We start from the raw sequence: 16,686 nt of genomic DNA on the forward strand, positions 1-16,686 counted from the left end.
ATGGGACATGACAGGGACACTTCTTTCCATCGGGCATGGATATTCCGCCCGCGAGCTTGCGCAGAGCCTCGAACCGGGCTGGCGCGTGATCGGCACCAGCCGCAGCGCCGAGGGCGCCGAGGCGCTCCGCCGGACCGGCATCGAGGCCCGGATCTGGCCCGGAGACGATCTCGGCCCCGATCTGGCCGCGGCCACGCATCTCATGACCTCGGTGCCGCCCGGCGCCTCGGGCGATCCGGTGCTGGCCGCCCTCGGCGAGACGTTGCGCGCGGCGCGGCACCTGCGCTGGGTCGGCTATCTCTCGACCACCGGGGTCTATGGCGATCATGGCGGCGACTGGGTCGACGAGACGGCGCCGCTGACCCCCGCGACCTCGCGCGGCGAGGCCCGGGTCGCGGCCGAGGCGGGCTGGGCCGCGCTGGGTCTGCCGCTGCATATCTTCCGGCTGGCGGGGATCTACGGGCCGGGCCGCTCGCCGCTCGATCGGGTGCGCGAGGGCCGCGCCCAGCGCATCGTCAAGGAGGGCCAGGTGTTCTCGCGCATCCATGTCGCGGATATCGCCCAGGTGCTGGCCGCCTCGATGGCCGCGCCCGATCCCGGCGCGATCTACAACCTCGCCGATGACGAGCCCGCCCCGCCCGACGAGGTAATCGCCTTCGCCGCCGAGATGCTGGGCCTGCCGGTGCCGCCCGCCATTCCCTTCGAAAAGGCCGAGCTGAGCCCGATGGCCCGAAGCTTCTACGCGGAATCGAAGCGGGTCCGGAACGACCGGATCAAGACCGAGCTCGGGGTCCATCTGCGCCATCCCGACTATCGCGCCGGTCTGGCCGCTCTGCTGGAGACGGAACGCGCCGCAATGATCCGCTGACGTCAGCGCCGGGATCGGCACGGGTGCCCCGCGGGCACCCGCCTTGCGGGCCGGTTCTCCGGCCCTGGTTCTCAGGCCCGTGTTTTCAAACCCGGTTTATCAGGCCCGAAGCGCGGCCTGCGCCGCACCGCCGGCCAGAACCTCGCGCAGCTTGGCCTCGATATCGGCCGCATTCAGCCGGGCATCGGCATACATCGCCTCGGCGCTGGCATGGTCGATGAAGGTATCCGGAAGCACCATCGAGCGGAACTTGAGCCCGTTGTCGAAGACGCCCCGCTCGGCCAGAAGCTGCGCCACATGGCTGCCGAAGCCGCCGATGGCGCCCTCCTCGATGGTGATCAGCGCCTCATGCTCGCGGGCAAGCCGCAGGATCAGATCCTCGTCCAGCGGCTTGGCGAAACGGGCATCGGCGATGGTGGGCTCGATCCCTTCGGCGGCCAGCGCCTGGGCGGCCTCGCGGACCTCCTTCAGCCGGGTGCCGAAGCTCAGAAGCGCGACGCGCTTGCCCTCCTGGATGATGCGGCCCTTGCCGATTTCAAGCGGCACGCCCTTCTCGGGCAGCTCGACGCCGACGCCCTCGCCGCGCGGATAGCGGAAGGCGATGGGACCCTCGTCATGGGCGACGGCGGTGGCAACCATATGCACAAGCTCGGCCTCGTCGGCGGCGGCCATCACCACCATCCCCGGCAGGTTCGCGAGGAAAGCGGTATCGAAGGCGCCCGCATGGGTCGCCCCGTCGGCGCCCACAAGCCCGGCGCGGTCGATGGCAAAGCGCACCGGCAGGCGCTGGATCGCGACGTCATGGACGATCTGGTCATAGCCGCGCTGCAGGAAGGTCGAATAGATCGCGCAGAAGGGCTTCTGCCCGCCCGCCGCCAGCCCGGCCGAGAAGGTGACGGCGTGCTGCTCGGCGATGCCGACATCGAAGATCCGTTCGGGGAAGCGCTCGGCAAAGAGGTTCAGACCGGTGCCGTCGGGCATTGCCGCGGTGACCGCCACGATCTTGCGCTCGGTGCGGGCCTCGCGGATCAGCGCCTCGGCGAAGACCTTGGTATAGCTCGGGGCATTGGCGGGGGTCTTCTTCTGGACCCCGGTCTCGATGTCGAATTTCGAGACGCCATGGCCGCAATCGGGCGCGTTCTCGGCGGGCGCATAGCCCTTGCCCTTCTTGGTGATGGCGTGGATCAGCATCGGCCCGGTGGCGCGGGTCTTGACCGTGCGCAAGATCGCCAGCAGCTGGTCGAGATCGTGACCGTCGACCGGGCCGACATAGGAAAAGCCCAGCTCCTCGAACAGCGTGCCGCCGACGGTGACCTGCTTGACCAGATCCTTGGCGCGCTTGGCGCCCTCCTGGAACGGCTCGGGCAGGTGGCGGATCGCACCCTTGGCGATGGACTTGAATTCCTGGAACGGGGCGCCCGCGTAAAGCCGGTTCAGATAGCGCGACATGGCGCCGACGGGCGGTGCGATCGACATCTCGTTGTCGTTCAGGATCACGATCAGCCGCTTGCCCAGATGGCCCGCATGGTTCAGCGCCTCATAGGCCATGCCGGCCGAGAGCGAGCCGTCGCCGATCACCGCGATGGCATCGCCCACCCCCGCCTCGGGCGCGGTGCCCAGGTCGCGGGCGACGGCAAAGCCCAGCGCCGCCGAGATCGAGGTCGAGCTGTGGCCCGCGCCGAACGGGTCGTATTCGCTTTCCGAGCGCTTGCAGAAGCCCGACAGCCCGCCCTGCTGGCGCAGGGTCCGGATGCGGTCGCGGCGCCCGGTCAGGATCTTGTGCGGATAGCACTGATGGCTGACATCCCAGATCAGCTTGTCGCGCGGCGTGTCGAAGACCGCATGCAGCGCCACCGTCAGCTCGACCACGCCCAGCCCCGCGCCCAGATGCCCGCCGGTTTCCGAGACCGCCGAGATCACCTCCTGCCGGAGTTCCTGCGCGACCTGCCCAAGCTGGGCATCCGAGAGCGCCTTGAGATCCGAAGGGCTGACGATCCCGTCGAGAAGCGGGGTATTCGGGCGTTTATTCACTGGGGCAGCCCTCCTTGGGCGTTACCTGATTACGACTCTCGGGAAATGACGAAACGGGCGGCGGCCTTCAACGGATCGGCCCGCCCGCCAAAGGGATCCAGCGCGGCCTCGGCCTCTTCGACCAGGGCCAGGGCCCGGGCGCGGGCGCCGTCGAGCCCCAGAAGCGACACGAAGGTCGCCTTGCCGGCCTCGGCATCCTTGTGGACCCGCTTGCCGGTCTTGGCGGCATCGCCCTCGACGTCGAGAATGTCGTCGGCGATCTGGAAGGCAAGGCCCAGCGCGGTGGAATAGGCGGTGAGCGGCGCGATATCGGCGCGGGCCAGACGCGCGCCCGCCTCGGCCGACCAGCGGATCAGCGCACCGGTCTTGTTGGCCTGCAGCTCGGTGATCTCATCGAGCGTCAGCGACCGGCCGGCGGTCTCGGCGGCGATGTCCTGGGCCTGGCCCAGCACCATGCCGTCGATGCCCGAGGCCCGGGCCAGAGAGGCCACCAGATCGATCCGCACCGCCGGGTCGGGATGGCAGGCGGGCGCGGACAGCAGCTCGAAGGCCAGCGTCTGCAGCGCGTCGCCGGTCAACAGCGCGGTGCCGTCATCCCATTTCACATGCACGGTCGGCTGCCCGCGGCGCAGGTCGTCATCATCCATGCAGGGCATGTCGTCATGAACAAGGCTGTAGGCATGCAGCGCCTCGACCGCGGCCGCGGCATCGACCGCCGCCTCGGGCGCGATGTCGTAAAGCGCGGCCGACTCGAGCACCAGGAACCCGCGCAGCCGCTTGCCGCCCGAGACGGCATAGCGCATCGCCTGCGTGACGGGCTGGTCGGCGGCGCCGGCCAAAGCCTCGGTCAAACGCGTCTCGATCCGCTCGGCGGCGGATTTCAGGCTGGACTGGAACATCGCTGTCAAAGACCTTCGGCCGGTTTCGTCCCGGTGGGGTTGCCCGCGCCGTCAAGCGTCATCGCCTCGATCTTGGCCTCGGCATCCCGCAGCTTGGCTTCGCAATGCTGCCGCAGCTTCATCGCGCGTTCCGAGAGCGCAATCGACTCTTCCAGCGGCACCTCGCCGCGTTCGAGCGCGGCCACGGCCTCTTCCAGAGCCCGCATCGCATCCTCGAAGGTCATTTCCCCGATCGGTTTTTCCGTCATGCCCCCCGCTCCATCAGCACCGCCACATGGGCCGCCGCAGAGGCCCCAAGGGCTTCAAGATCATATCCGCCCTCCAGTGTCGAGACCAGCCGCCCCCCCGAATGGGTCTCCGCGATGTCGCAGAGCCGGTGGGTGATCCAGGCGAAATCCTCGGTCCGCCAGGCCAGTTCGGCCAGCGGATCGGCGGCATGGGCGTCGAACCCGGCCGAGACCAGCACCAGCTCGGGCGCGAAGGCCTCGAGCCGGGGCAGCGCATGGGCCTCGAAGGCGGCGCGGAAGGCCCGCCCGTCGCTGCGGGGCGCCAGCGGCAGGTTCAGCACGTTGTTCGCGGCCCCGGTCTCGGCCGCCTCGCCGGTGCCGGGATAAAGCGGCATCTGATGGCTCGAGACGAACAGCGTGCGCGGCTCGGACCAAAGCAGATCCTGGGTGCCGTTGCCGTGATGCACATCGAAATCGACCACCGCGACCCGCGCCAGCCCGTACCGGTCAAGCGCGTATTTCGCGGCGATGGCGATGTTGGAAAACAGGCAGAAGCCCATGGCGCGGGCGGCCTCGGCGTGATGTCCGGGCGGGCGCATCGCGACGAAGGCATTGGCGGCCGCGCCCGCCATCACCATGTCGACCGCGCGCAGCGTGCCGCCCAGCGCCCGGAGCGCGGCCCGGAACGAGCCCGGCGAGACATGGGTATCGGGGTCGAGCGGCACCGTGCCCTCGGCCGGGATCGCCGCCTTCACCGCGTCGATATAGTCTTGCGGATGGGCGCGCAGCAGCTCGGCCTCGTCGGCCAGCGGCGCCTCCTCGCGCAGCAGACCGGCGAAGCCTTCGGTCGTCAGCGCCCCGGTCACGGCGCGCAGCCGGTCGGCGCATTCGGCATGGCCGGGCGGTGTCGCATGGTCGAGGCCGTCGGGATGGGTCAGGAACGCCGTGGTCATGTCCGAAGGCTACGCGGGCGCGCCGCCTTCGGGCAAGCCCCGCGCGCAGGCGGCCTCTGTCGGGCCAGGGTGGACGCGGACGGACCGGGCACCGGGTGCGGGATCAGTCGGGCGCCAGCATGTAGCCCTCGCCCCGCACGGTCTGCAGGTAGCGGGGCTGTTTCGGGTCGTTCTCGATCTTGCGCCGAAGCCGGGTGATCTGCACATCGACCGCACGCTCCTGCGCCTGCCCGCCATCGCGGCCCAGTTCCTCGACCAGCCGGGTCCGGCTGACCGCCTCGCCCGGATTGGCCGAGAAGATCTTCATCAGCTGGGCCTCGGTCGCGGTCAGCCGGACCCGCTCCTCGCCCTGCCAGAGCTCGCCCCGGCCGACATCGTAGCGCACCGGGCCCAGTTGCAGCACCTGCGGCAGCTCGATCTCGGAGCGCACCTGCGGCACCCGGCGCAGGATGGCGTTGATCCTGAGCAGGAGTTCCTTCGGCTCGAAGGGCTTGGGCAGATAGTCGTCGGCCCCGGCCTCGAGCCCCCGGATCCGGTCCGAGGTCTCGCCGCGCGCGGTCAGCAACAGGATCGGCGTCGCGATCTCCTGCCGAAGCGCGCGGGTCAGCGCGATGCCATCCTCGCCCGGCATCATCACGTCCAGCACGATCAGGTCGAATTCGAGCCCCTGCAACAGCTTGCGGGCATGATCGGCATCGCGCGCGGTGCTGATCCAGAAGCCCTGCCGCATCAGGAACTTGCGCAACAACTCGCGGATCCGCTCATCGTCGTCGACGATCAGCAGATGAAGCTCGGCCTCGCCCGTCATGCCCCGCGCTCGGTGATCCTGTGGAAATGACGGCGCATCTCGGGATCCATCATCGCCTCGAGCACCTGGCGGAAGCCGGCCACCGCGGCGGGACCCGCGGCGCGATAGGCATCGCGCATCCGCGCGCGCTGCGCGTCGGAGAGATGATGTTCGAGATCGAGCCCGGCCTCGGTCAGATACAGGTGGCGTTCGCGCTTGTCGCGATGCCCGACCCGGCTTTCGACCAGCCCGTCCTCGATCAGCGCGCGCAGCACCCGGTTGAGCGACTGCTTGGTCACGCCGAGGATCGAGAGCAGGTTGTTCACGGTGGTCCCGGGCGCCTGGTGGATGAAATGGACCGCCCGATGATGCGCCCGGCCATACCCCCGTTCCTCGAGAATCCTGTCGGGATCCGCGGTGAAGCCGCGATAGGCGAAGAACATCGCCTCGATTCCCTTTCGCAACTGTTCATCTGTCAGAAACAGCAGGCTTTCACCGCTCTTCTGGGTAACCGCCGGGGCGATCTGGGCCATCGCGACCTCCCGTCCTTCGCATCGTGACCGAATTTTCAGCAATCTTATGTCAGCCTTGTTGACTTTCCAAGACTCAACTGCTAGCCAGCGCTGAAATTTGCGCAACATTATGTCCGAAGCGGACTTAAGATTGGCAATTTTCGCAAATCGAAACCCCGGAGGGGAAAAGAAAAGGACGAAGGCCATGACTGGCTACGACGACCGCGACGGCGTTATCTGGATGGACGGGAAACTGGTGCCCTGGCGCGACGCCAATGTGCACATCCTGACCCACGCCATGCACTACGCCTCGGCGGTATTCGAAGGCGAGCGGGCCTATGGCGGAAAGATCTTCAAGTCGCACGAGCATTCCGAGCGCCTGAAACGTTCGGCGAACATGATCGACTTCGAGATCCCCTATTCGGTCGAGGAGATCGACGCCGCCAAGGCCGAGGTGATGAAGGCGAACGGGCTGACCGACTGCTATGTGCGTCCGCTGGCCTGGCGCGGATCGGGTCCGGACATGGGCGTGGCCGCGGCACAGAACCCGGTCAGGATGGCGATCGCCGTCTGGGAATGGGGTGCCTATTACGGCGCGGCCAAGATGAAGGGCGCCAAGCTCGACATTGCCAAATGGAAGCGGCCCGATCCGGCGACCGCGCCGAGCCAGGCCAAGGCGTCCGGGCTTTACATGATCTGCACCATGTCCAAGCATGCGGCGCAGGCCAAGGGCTGTTCCGACGCGATGATGTTCGACTATCGCGGCTATGTGGCCGAGGCGACCGGGGCGAACATCTTCTTCGTCAAGGATGGCGAGGTGCATACGCCCAAGGCCGACTGCTTCCTGAACGGGATCACCCGGCAGACCGTGATCGGCCTGCTGAAGGACAAGCAGATCAAGGTGCATGAGCGCCATATCGAGCCCGCGGAACTGGAAGGCTTCCAGCAATGCTGGCTGACCGGCACCGCGGCCGAGGTGACCCCGGTGGCCGAGATCGGCGATTACAATTTCGAGGTCGGCGCACTGACCCATGACATCGCCGAAACCTACGAGACCTTCGTCCGGGCCTGATCCGGACGAACCGGCCGGACCGGCGGCCGCGCGTCAGCCCTGGGGCGTGATCCCCTTGCGCGCGCGGCCCCTCTCCAGCCCAAGCTGGCGTTCGCGCCAGATGATGAAGACGCCAGCCGAGATGATCAGACCGGCACCGATCAGCACCATCGGGGTCGGCACCTCGGCAAAGACGAAATAGCCGATCACCAGCGCCAGCAATATCGAGGCATAGTCGAAGGGCGCCACCAGCCCGGCCTCGGCATGGCGATAGGCAGAGGTCAGGCAGATCTGGGCCAGCCCGCCGACAAGCCCGGCCAGGATCAGCATCGCGGCCGCCCCGGGCGAGGGCATGACCCAGCCGAAGGGGATGGTGAACAGCGACAGGACCGTCGCGACCACCGAGAACCAGAACACGATGGCCGAGGTCCGTTCGGTCTGGACCAGCTTGCGCACGAAGACCTGGGCCAGCGCCGCGCAACTGGCCCCGCCCAGCGCCACCACCGCGCCAAGCGTCGCCCGCGCGTCCACGGCATCGGTGCCGAAGGAGGACAGCCGGGGGCTGATCACGACCAGAACCCCCAGCAGCCCCAGCGCCACCGCCGACAGCCGGAACAGCCGCACCTTCTCGCCCAGGAACATCGCCGCGAAGATCACCACCAGCAGCGGCGAGGAATAGCTGATCGCCGTCGCCTCGGGCAGCGGAAGGATGCCCAGCGCCGCGAAGTTCAGCACCATCGCCGTGCCGCCCACCAGCCCGCGCCAGAACTGGCCCAGCGGGTCCTTCGTTCTCAGCCCAGCGCCCAGCTGCCCGGTCCAGACCAGCCAGACCAGGATCACCGGCAGCGCGAAGAACGACCGGAAGAACACCGTCTCACCGGGCGGGACCCCCTGTTCGGAGGCGGCCTTGATCAGGGCCGACATCACCACGAAAAGCGTGACGGAGGTAAGTTTCAGGCCGATGGCGCGGGACGGGTTCATGAAAGGCTCGGATCTTGAGGGGGGACCGCGTCGTCCATAAGCCCGCCCGCACGTTTTGCAAGGGCGGTTCGGCGGCTCAGCCCCGAGACAGCCGCGCCACGGCCCAGCGCGCGGCCTCGGCCACGACCGGGTCGGCATCCTCCGAAAGTCGCGCCACCGCGCCCCGCAGCCGGCTGTCGCCCGAATTGCCGATCGCATAGCAGACATTGCGCACGAAACGGCCGCGCCCGATGCGCTTGATCGGCGAGCCCGAGAAGCGCGCGCGGAAGGCGGCATCGTCCAGCCCGGCCAGCTCGGCCAGGGGCGGCTCGATCAGATCGGGGCGGGCGGCATATTTCGTCTCGGTCGCGGCGACGGCGAACTTGTTCCAGGGACAGATGCCGAGGCAGTCGTCGCAGCCATAGATCCGGTTGCCCAGAAGCGGCCTGAGCTCCGGATCGACCGGGCCCTTGTGCTCGATCGTCAGGTAGGAAACGCAGCGCCGCGCATCGAGCTGGAAGGGCGCGGGGAAGGCACCGGTCGGGCAGGCGTCGAGACAGGCGGTGCAATTGCCGCAATGCCCGGTCTCGGGGGCATCGGCGGGCAGCTCGACGGTGGTAAAGATCACGCCGAGGAAGAACCAGTTGCCGAGGCGCCGGCCCAGCAGGTTGGTATGCTTGCCCTGCCAGCCCAGCCCAGCGGCCTGGGCCAGCGGCTTTTCCATCACCGGGGCGGTATCGACGAAGACCTTGATCTCATGGCCCGGCGCCTGTTCGAGGAACCAGCGCCCGAGCCGTTTCAGCCGCTTCTTCAGCACGTCGTGATAGTCGCGGTTCTGGGCATAGACCGAGATCGCGGCGCGGTCGGGCCGGTCCAGCGCCGCCAGCGGGTCATGGGCCTGGGTATAGGGCTCGGCGAACATCACGACCGACCGCGCCTCGGGCCAGAGCGCCGCCGGATTGCCGCGCCAGGACATTCGCTCGGCCATCCAGCCCATCTGGCCATGGCGCTCCTTGGCCACGAACTCGGCCAGCCGCCCGGCCGCCTCGGGGATCGCGTCGGGCCGACAGACCCCCATCGCCGCCAGCCCCTCTTCGCGGGCCCGGGCGGCGAGGCGGTCTTTCAGCGCCGCGGTCAAAAGTCGAGATTCGCGTAATGCCTGGGCGGCGGGAAGCCCGGCACCTGATCGGCGAGGATATTGCGGAAGGCCGGCCGCGACTTGATCTTGGCATACCAGTCCTTGACCGCCGCGTTGCGGTTCCAGTCGACATCCGAGATGTAGTCGAGACAGGACAGATGCGCAGCCGCCGCGAAATCGGCCAGTGTCATCACATCGCCCGCCAGCCAGCGGCGCTGATCCAGGAGCCAGCCCATGTAATCGAGATGGTACTTGATCGCCGTCGCCCCGGCCTTGACGTTGCGGCTGTCGGGATAGCCCGACTTGGTGACCTTCTTGTTCACCCGCTCATACAAGAGCTTCGAGGTCACCTCGTGGTGGAACTTGTCGTCGAACCAGAACACCAGCCGCCGCGCCTCGCAGCGTTCGGCCGGGCTGCCGGGCAACAGACAGGGGTCGGGGAAACTCTCGTCGAGATATTCGCAGATCGCCTGGCTTTCGGCCATGATGCGCCCGTCCATCCGCAGCACCGGCACCTTTCCGGCCGGATTGCGGCGCATGAAATCGGCGTCGCGCTCCCAGTAGCGCTCTTCGACCAGCTCGACCTCGATGCGCTTCTCGGCAAGCACCAGGCGAACCTTGCGGCAGAAGGGCGACAGCGGCATGTGGTAGAGGCGGTTCATGCGGACTCCCTGACGGTTGACCTGTCGGTCTTCATGGCCCCTCGGATCCGGATTTTCAATGGTCGAAACAATCCGATCGGCCGTCGGCAAGAATCGTCGCAGCGCCCTCCTCGACCTGATCGGCCCGGCGCAACAGCGTCGGCGACAGATGATTCGGATCGCGGTCCTTCGGGTTCGGCAGCAGCACAGCCAGCCGCGCGGCCTGCGAGCGCGACAGCTTCGAGGGCGGGATGCCGTAATAATGCCAGGCGGCGGCGTCGACGCCGAACACACCCTCGCCGAATTCGGCCACGTTGAGATAGACCTCGAGGATGCGCCGCTTGGACCAGGTCAGTTCGACCATCGGCGTCAGCACCGCCTCGAGCGCCTTGCGCGGCCAGCTGCGCCCCTGCCAGAGATAGACATTCTTGACCGTCTGCTGGCTGATGGTCGAGGCGCCGTAGCGCCCGCCGGCTTCAAGCGCGCCGCGGATCGCGCCCATGTCGAAGCCCCAGTGGCGGCAGAAATTCGCGTCTTCAGCGGCCACGGCCGCGCGCTGCATGGCCGGTGCGATCTCGCGCATCGGGGCCCATTGCTGGTCGATATCGCCAAGCCGCATCCGCTCCGCCATCATGGTGGGCGTGGTTGGCGGGTTGACGAGACTTGGTGCGATCAGCACCAGGGCCACGAGCGCGAGGACCGCCAGCGCCCCGCGCCGGGCCGCCCGACGCAGCCTCTGGGCCAGCGGCAGGGGGACGCTGTCGCGCCGCGCGGGCTTCTTTCCGGCAGCTTTCGCCCCGGCATTCCTGGTTCCGGTAGTCTTGGTTCCGGAACGTCTCGTCCCGGTGCTTTTCGTCGGTTTCGCCATGCCCGGGTGATAGCCGAGGCCGCGGCGCTTGACCACCGCTCCGCAGCCCCGGAAAGCTCAGCCGGTCCGCGCCCGGCCGTCGCAGCAGGCGGGCCGGATCACTCCGCCGTCGCGCGGCTTTTTTCCAGCACCTCGCGCAGCGTCGCCTCGTCTTCCTTCGACAGCGAGGTCCGCAGGATGCGCCCCTCGACATTGACCTCGCGCAGCCGCTCGATCACGCGGTCGCCGGTGGCCTTGCGCACCAGCACGAACAGCGCCGAACTGCCGGGGGTCAGGGTCTCGCCCAGCTCCTTCATGAAGCCGTCGTCGATACCGATATCGCTGAGCGCACCGCTGATGGCGCCCGCCCCCGCCCCGACCGCAAGGCCAAGCAGCGGATTGAGGAACAGAAGCCCGATCAAGAGGCCCCAGAACGACCCGCCCACGGCGCCCGCCGCGGTCAGGTTCACCGCCTGGTGCAGCTTGACCTTGCCCTCGGCGTCGCGGGTCACGACGACCACATCCTCCATGTCGAGAAGATAGTCCTTCTGCATCCGGACCATCTCGCCCCGCATGTCGAAGGCCTTGCTTTCATCGTCGAAGGCCACGGCAATCAGATCGGCCATATCGCCCTCCTTGCTTGGTTTCGGTTACCAGGAAAGGTGGGGTTCCGCGGGCCCCCGAATAACCCCCCGCGGGGTCAAAAACGAGTGACCCCCGCGCACCTCTCGGCGGCAGGGGTCGAAGCTTTCAGGCCGGAACAGGCTCTATTCCGCCGGAACCGCGCGTTCCTCGATCCCCAGAGGATGGGACAGATGCGGCAGCATCTCCTTCGGGCAGACCTGCAGGAAGTTGCCCTTCTCAAGCTCCCAATGGGTGAGAAGGTCGCGCGCCTTGGGGCTGCCGGTCTCATCGAAATGACGGGAGATCAACCCCTTCAGCTCGGCCTCCCAATGTTGCACCGCGATCCTGCAGGTGACCAGCGTCTCGGGATTGATCTTCTCGGCCGCCGCGCCTTCGGGATCGTAGAGATAGGCCATGCCGCCGGTCATGCCGGCGCCGAAATTGGCGCCGATGGTGCCGAGGATCACCGCGATCCCGCCGGTCATGTATTCGCAGCCGTTCGAGCCGCAGCCCTCGACCACCACCCTGGCGCCCGAGTTCCGCACCGCGAAACGTTCGCCCGCCCGGCCCTTCGCGAAGAGATACCCTTCGGTCGCACCGTAAAGAACGGTATTGCCGATGATGGTGTTCTCGGAGGCCACCAGCGGCGAGCTGAGCGGCGGGCGCACGACGATGGTCGCCCCCGACAGGCCCTTGCCGACATAGTCGTTGGCATCGCCCGCGACGATGATCTTGAGCCCCGGCGCGCCGAACGCCCCCAGCGACTGCCCGGCGCTGCCCGCGAGCTTCACGGTCAGATGGTCGGGCTGAAGCTTGTTGCGCATGCCGAAGCGCTGGACGATGAGGCTGGAAACCCGGGTGCCGATGGTACGGTCGGTGTTCCGCACCGCGTAGGACACCTGCATCTTCTCGCCATCCTCGAAGAAGGGCGCCGCATCGCGCAGGATCTCGGCATCCAGCGTATCCGGCACCTCGGTCCGCGACCGGGTGCGGTCGAGCGTCGGGCGGTCATTGGCATCGACCTGGATCAGCAGCGGATTGAGGTCGAGATCGTCGAGATGCGCCGAGCCCCGGCTGATCTGGTTCAGAAGGTCCGAGCGGCCGATGATCTCGTCCATCGAGCGCGCCCCGATCTGGCTGAGCAGCTCGCGCACTTCCTGGGCATAGAAGGTGATCAGGTTCACCACCTTGTCGGCATTGCCGGTGAACTTGCCGCGCAGCTTTTCATCCTGGGTGCAGACGCCCACCGGGCAGGTGTTCGACTGGCACTGACGGACCATGATGCAGCCCATGGCGATCAGCGCGGCGGTGCCGATGCCATATTCCTCGGCCCCCATCATCGCCGCCATGACGATGTCGCGCCCGGTCCGAAGACCGCCATCGGTCCGAAGCGTCACCCGCTCGCGCAGGTTGTTCATCGACAGGACCTGATGCGCCTCGGTCAGGCCCATCTCCCAGGGCAGACCGGCATATTTGATCGAGGTCGCGGGCGAGGCGCCGGTGCCGCCATTATGGCCCGAGATCAGGATCACGTCGGCCTTGGCCTTGGCGACGCCCGCGGCGATGGTGCCGACGCCCGAAGAGGCCACCAGCTTGACCGTCACCTTGCAGCGCGGGTTGATCTGCTTGAGGTCGTAGATCAGCTGCGCCAGATCCTCGATCGAGTAGATGTCGTGATGCGGCGGCGGCGAGATCAGGGTCACGCCCTTGGTCGAGTGCCGCAGACGCGCGATCAGGTCGGTGACCTTCATCCCCGGAAGCTGGCCGCCCTCGCCGGGCTTGGCGCCCTGGGCCACCTTGATTTCAAGCTCTTCGCAATGGTTCAGGTATTCGGCGGTGACGCCGAACCGGCCCGAGGCCACCTGCTTGATCTTGGCCGAGGGGTTGTCGCCGTTGGGTTCCGGATAGAAATGCGCCGGGTCCTCGCCGCCCTCGCCCGAGTCGGACTTGGCGCCGATCCGGTTCATCGCGACATTCAGCGTCTTGTGCGCCTCGGGGGACAGCGCCCCCAGCGACATGCCCGGCGTCACGAAGCGCTTGCGGATCGAGGTGATCGATTCGACCTCCTCCAGCGGCACCGGCTTGCCCAGCGACTTGATGTCGAGCAGGTCGCGCAGATGGATCGGCGGGGTCGAGCGCATCGCGGCCGAATACTGCTTCCACACCTCGAAAGACGCCGTGTTGCAGGCCTGCTGCAGCATGTGCATGTTGCTGGCTTCCCAGGCGTGACGTTCGCCGGTGCGACGGGCCTTGTAGAACCCGCCGATCGGCAGCACGTCCTGACCGCCCTTCCAGCCCAGCCGGTGCACCTCTTCCAGCTTGCGCTGGATGCCGGTGACGCCGATGCCGGAAATGCGGCTGTGCATGCCCGGGAAATATTCGGCGCACATCGCGCGCGACAGCCCCACGGCCTCGAAATTGAGCCCGCCGCGATAGGACGAGATCACCGAGATGCCCATCTTGGACATGATCTTCAGAAGGCCCAGATCGATGGCCTTGCGGTAACGGCTGACGGCCTCGGTCAGGCTGCAATCCAGCAGGCCGCGCTTGATGCGGTCGGCCAGCGTGTCCTCGGCCAGATAGGCGTTCACCGTGGTCGCGCCGCAGCCGATCAGCACCGCGAAGTAATGCGGATCGACGCATTCGGCCGAGCGCACGTTCAGCGAGCAGAAGGTCCGGAGCCCCTTGCGGGTCAGCCAGCTATGCACCGCCGAGGTCGCGAGGATCATCGGCATCGCGACCTTGTCCTCGCCCTGGTGATGGTCGGTCAGCACGATATGGCCCGCGCCCGAACGCACCGCGTCCTCGGCCTCGTTGCGGATCCGCTGCAGACCGAGGCGCAGCGCCTCGGGGCCCGCGCCCGGCGGGAAGGTGCAGTCGATCTCGGCCATCGGCACCGAGAAATGCTTTACCAGCTCATTGAACTGGGCATTGCCGAGGAAGGGGCTTTCCAGGATCACGATCCGGGTCTGGCTGCCATCCTCGTCAAGCACGTTGCGCAGGTTGCCGAACCGGGTCTTGAGGCTCATCACCCGGTATTCGCGCAGCGAGTCGATCGGCGGATTCGTCACCTGGCTGAAGTTCTGCCGGAAGAAATGGCTGAGCGGGCGGTATTTCTCGGACAGGACCGCCGAGGGCGTGTCGTCGCCCATCGAGGCCAGCGCCTCCTTGCCGTCCTCGGCCATCGGCATCAGGATCGATTCGATTTCCTCGATGGTATAGCCGGCCGCGATCTGACGCCGCCGCAGATCCGCCCCGTCGAAAAGCACATTCTCGGGCAGGTCGCCCAGCACCTCGTCGATCTCGGACACGGTGTCGAGCCATTCGCCGAAGGGCTGGCTGGCCGCCATCATGTCCTTGATCTCGCTGTCGCGGAACAGCTTGCCGGTCGCCATGTCGACGCCCAGCATCTGCCCCGGACCCAGCGCGCCCTTCTCGAGCACGGCGGATTCCTCGGTCGGCACCATGCCGCTTTCCGAGCCCGCGATCAGCAGCCCGTCGCCGGTGACGACATAGCGCAGCGGCCTCAGGCCGTTCCGGTCGAGCCCGGCGCAGACCCAGCGGCCATCGGTCATGGCCAGCGCGGCCGGACCGTCCCAGGGCTCCATCACCGAGTTCACATAGGCGTACATGTCGCGCCAGGCGGGCTTCATCTCGTCGGTGGTCTGTTTCGAATAGGCCTCGGGCACCAGCATGGTCTTGGCCATCGGCGCATTGCGCCCGGCGCGGACCAGAACCTCGAAGACGGAATCGAGCGCGGCCGAGTCCGACGAGCCCTGCGCCACGATCGGCTTGATGTCTTCGGCCAGCTCGCCGAAGGCCGAGGAGGCCATGCGGATCTCGTGGCTTTTCAGCCAGTTGAGGTTGCCCTTGAGGGTATTGATCTCGCCGTTATGGGCCAGCATCCGGAACGGCTGGGCCAGCCACCATTGCGGGAAGGTGTTGGTCGAATAGCGCTGGTGATAGATCGCGAAGGCCGATTCGAAGCGGTCGTCCTTGAGATCGGGATAGAATTCGGCGACCTGCTCGGCCAGCATCATGCCCTTGTAGATCACGCTGCGGCAGCTGAGCGAGCAGATATAGAGCGAGGGCACATGGGCAGCGGCGGCGGCCTTCTCGATCCGGCGACGGATGACGTAAAGCTCGCGCTCGAAGGTCTCCTCGTCGACATCCTTGGAATTCGAGATCAGGATCTGCTCGATCTCGGGCCGGGTCGCATTGGCCTTCTCGCCCAGCACGTCGGTATTCACCGGAACGTGGCGCCAGCCATAGATATAGTAGCCCATGCGCAGGACTTCGGTCTCGACGATGGTCCGGCAGACCTCCTGCGCGCCGAAATCGGTGCGCGGCAGGAAGACCTGACCGACGGCGATCAGCCGGTCGGCATGGGGCTCGTGGCCGGTGCGGCGGATCTGGTCGTAGAAGAACGGCACCGGGATCTGCACATGGATGCCCGCGCCGTCGCCGGTCTTGCCGTCGGCATCGACCGCACCGCGGTGCCAGACCGCCTTCAGCGCGTCGATCCCGTTCTCGACGACCTTGCGCGAGGGCTTGCCGTCGATCGAGACGACCAGGCCCACGCCGCAGGACGAATGTTCATCTTCGGGGCTGTAAAGACCGTTCTCGGCCACGAAAGCCCGCTTGGCTTCTTCCCGGGCAACCCAGGCGGCATCGTATTTGGTCATTGCTGTTCTCCTTCGGAGCCCGTCGAGCCCATGCTCATTCCGTCTGCGGCAGAGGCCATCATCTGGACCTCGGTCAACCGCACGTGATCGCCGGCGAAGGCATAGCCGGCGGGTTTGCTCTCGATATAGACCTCCGAGTTCAGCGGCAGGTCGAGGGTGCCCTCGAACAGCCCGGCCGACACGAAGCCATGCCCCTTATGCGCGCCTTCGGCGGTGAAGGCGTACCAGAGCGACGAGCCGCATTCCGAACAGAAGGCGCGCTCGGCCCATTGCGACGAGGCATAGGTCTTGACCGGACCCTCGGCCCGGATCGGCTGCGTGGTATGGACCGCCATCAGCGGCCCCGAGGTCCATTTGCGGCACATTCCGCAATGACAGGCGCCAAGCACCCGATGCGCCAGGTCGATCTCGACCGTGACGGCGCCGCAGAGACAGTGCCCCTTCAGAGTGGTGTCGGACATCG

General features: G+C 67.2%; 15 protein-coding genes. 2 read left to right on the forward strand and 13 right to left on the reverse strand.

The genetic code is table 11. From position 1 onward, the window contains the following. The first annotated feature begins 7 nt into the window (after window positions 1-7). Window positions 8-868 (forward strand): SDR family oxidoreductase, encoded by an 861-nt coding sequence (locus A6W98_RS02990; RefSeq protein WP_042457720.1) that lies wholly within the window; start codon window positions 8-10, stop codon window positions 866-868. 99 nt (window positions 869-967) lie between these two features. Here the strand turns inward: A6W98_RS02990 and dxs are convergent, their stop codons facing one another. The 6 genes from dxs to A6W98_RS03020 form a co-directional block, all read right to left on the reverse strand. Then, window positions 968-2,899: a 1-deoxy-D-xylulose-5-phosphate synthase gene (dxs, locus tag A6W98_RS02995; protein ID WP_042457724.1), complete on the reverse strand. Its 1,932-nt coding sequence runs from the start codon at window positions 2,897-2,899 to the stop codon at window positions 968-970. 29 nt (window positions 2,900-2,928) lie between these two features. Beyond that, window positions 2,929-3,798, reverse strand: coding sequence for a polyprenyl synthetase family protein (locus A6W98_RS03000; RefSeq protein ID WP_042457735.1), 870 nt, complete (start codon window positions 3,796-3,798; stop codon window positions 2,929-2,931). Between the two features lie 5 nt (window positions 3,799-3,803). Next, complete coding sequence (locus A6W98_RS03005; RefSeq protein ID WP_042457738.1) at window positions 3,804-4,046, reverse strand: exodeoxyribonuclease VII small subunit; 243 nt, start codon at window positions 4,044-4,046, stop codon at window positions 3,804-3,806. Continuing rightward, complete coding sequence (locus A6W98_RS03010; RefSeq protein WP_042457741.1) at window positions 4,043-4,978, reverse strand: histone deacetylase family protein; 936 nt, start codon at window positions 4,976-4,978, stop codon at window positions 4,043-4,045. Before A6W98_RS03010 ends, A6W98_RS03005 begins: the two co-directional genes overlap by 4 nt. Before the next feature lie 103 nt (window positions 4,979-5,081). Then, a complete protein-coding gene (locus A6W98_RS03015; RefSeq protein WP_042457744.1) occupies window positions 5,082-5,786 on the reverse strand; it encodes a response regulator in 705 nt (234 codons plus the stop codon). Beyond that, on the reverse strand, window positions 5,783-6,298 hold the full coding sequence (locus tag A6W98_RS03020; RefSeq protein ID WP_042457747.1) for a MarR family winged helix-turn-helix transcriptional regulator: 516 nt from the start codon (window positions 6,296-6,298) through the stop codon (window positions 5,783-5,785). The genes A6W98_RS03015 and A6W98_RS03020 overlap by 4 nt, the downstream gene beginning before the upstream one ends. A 184-nt stretch (window positions 6,299-6,482) precedes the next feature. Here A6W98_RS03020 and A6W98_RS03025 point away from each other — a divergent pair, with 184 nt between their 5' ends. Then, on the forward strand, window positions 6,483-7,349 hold the full coding sequence (locus A6W98_RS03025) for a branched-chain amino acid aminotransferase (protein WP_042457750.1): 867 nt from the start codon (window positions 6,483-6,485) through the stop codon (window positions 7,347-7,349). A 33-nt stretch (window positions 7,350-7,382) separates the two neighbouring features. On the opposite strand, the gene A6W98_RS03030 is transcribed toward A6W98_RS03025, so the two are convergent. The 7 genes from A6W98_RS03030 to A6W98_RS03060 all read right to left on the reverse strand — a co-directional run bounded on the left by A6W98_RS03030 (window position 7,383) and on the right by A6W98_RS03060 (window position 16,684). Beyond that, window positions 7,383-8,309 (reverse strand): DMT family transporter, encoded by a 927-nt coding sequence (locus A6W98_RS03030; RefSeq protein ID WP_042457752.1) that lies wholly within the window; start codon window positions 8,307-8,309, stop codon window positions 7,383-7,385. A gap of 76 nt (window positions 8,310-8,385) precedes the next feature. After that, entirely contained in the window at window positions 8,386-9,426 is a 1,041-nt protein-coding gene (gene queG / locus A6W98_RS03035) for a tRNA epoxyqueuosine(34) reductase QueG (RefSeq protein ID WP_072071639.1), read from the reverse strand. Then, window positions 9,423-10,088, reverse strand: a complete 666-nt coding sequence (gene fzlA / locus A6W98_RS03040; RefSeq protein ID WP_042457756.1) for an FtsZ-binding protein FzlA — start codon at window positions 10,086-10,088, stop codon at window positions 9,423-9,425. The genes queG and fzlA overlap by 4 nt, the downstream gene beginning before the upstream one ends. 55 nt (window positions 10,089-10,143) lie before the next feature. After that, on the reverse strand, window positions 10,144-10,935 hold the full coding sequence (mtgA, locus tag A6W98_RS03045; RefSeq protein WP_081252019.1) for a monofunctional biosynthetic peptidoglycan transglycosylase: 792 nt from the start codon (window positions 10,933-10,935) through the stop codon (window positions 10,144-10,146). A gap of 98 nt (window positions 10,936-11,033) precedes the next feature. Continuing rightward, window positions 11,034-11,540: a DUF1269 domain-containing protein gene (locus tag A6W98_RS03050; RefSeq protein ID WP_042457759.1), complete on the reverse strand. Its 507-nt coding sequence runs from the start codon at window positions 11,538-11,540 to the stop codon at window positions 11,034-11,036. Between the two features lie 141 nt (window positions 11,541-11,681). Beyond that, window positions 11,682-16,223 (reverse strand): glutamate synthase large subunit, encoded by a 4,542-nt coding sequence (gltB, locus tag A6W98_RS03055; protein ID WP_042457761.1) that lies wholly within the window; start codon window positions 16,221-16,223, stop codon window positions 11,682-11,684. Next, the gene (locus A6W98_RS03060) at window positions 16,220-16,684 is read right to left on the reverse strand and encodes a GFA family protein (RefSeq protein WP_042457764.1); all 465 of its coding nucleotides are present in this window, start codon (window positions 16,682-16,684) and stop codon (window positions 16,220-16,222) included. The genes gltB and A6W98_RS03060 overlap by 4 nt, the downstream gene beginning before the upstream one ends. Window positions 16,685-16,686 lie beyond the last annotated feature (2 nt).

It is taken from the genome of Rhodovulum sulfidophilum DSM 1374, from assembly GCF_001633165.1.
Taxonomy (GTDB): domain Bacteria; phylum Pseudomonadota; class Alphaproteobacteria; order Rhodobacterales; family Rhodobacteraceae; genus Rhodovulum; species Rhodovulum sulfidophilum.

Coding starts and splice junctions, on each gene's coding strand:
- A6W98_RS02990 (WP_042457720.1), top strand. CDS start 8: ATGACAGGGACACTTCTTTCCATCGGGCATGGATATTCCGCCCGCGAG.
- A6W98_RS03000 (WP_042457735.1), bottom strand. CDS start 3,798: ATGTTCCAGTCCAGCCTGAAATCCGCCGCCGAGCGGATCGAGACGCGT.
- A6W98_RS03005 (WP_042457738.1), bottom strand. CDS start 4,046: ATGACGGAAAAACCGATCGGGGAAATGACCTTCGAGGATGCGATGCGG.
- A6W98_RS03010 (WP_042457741.1), bottom strand. CDS start 4,978: ATGACCACGGCGTTCCTGACCCATCCCGACGGCCTCGACCATGCGACA.
- A6W98_RS03015 (WP_042457744.1), bottom strand. CDS start 5,786: ATGACGGGCGAGGCCGAGCTTCATCTGCTGATCGTCGACGACGATGAG.
- A6W98_RS03020 (WP_042457747.1), bottom strand. CDS start 6,298: ATGGCCCAGATCGCCCCGGCGGTTACCCAGAAGAGCGGTGAAAGCCTG.
- A6W98_RS03025 (WP_042457750.1), top strand. CDS start 6,483: ATGACTGGCTACGACGACCGCGACGGCGTTATCTGGATGGACGGGAAA.
- A6W98_RS03030 (WP_042457752.1), bottom strand. CDS start 8,309: ATGAACCCGTCCCGCGCCATCGGCCTGAAACTTACCTCCGTCACGCTT.
- fzlA (WP_042457756.1), bottom strand. CDS start 10,088: ATGAACCGCCTCTACCACATGCCGCTGTCGCCCTTCTGCCGCAAGGTT.
- mtgA (WP_081252019.1), bottom strand. CDS start 10,935: ATGGCGAAACCGACGAAAAGCACCGGGACGAGACGTTCCGGAACCAAG.
- A6W98_RS03050 (WP_042457759.1), bottom strand. CDS start 11,540: ATGGCCGATCTGATTGCCGTGGCCTTCGACGATGAAAGCAAGGCCTTC.
- gltB (WP_042457761.1), bottom strand. CDS start 16,223: ATGACCAAATACGATGCCGCCTGGGTTGCCCGGGAAGAAGCCAAGCGG.
- A6W98_RS03060 (WP_042457764.1), bottom strand. CDS start 16,684: ATGTCCGACACCACTCTGAAGGGGCACTGTCTCTGCGGCGCCGTCACG.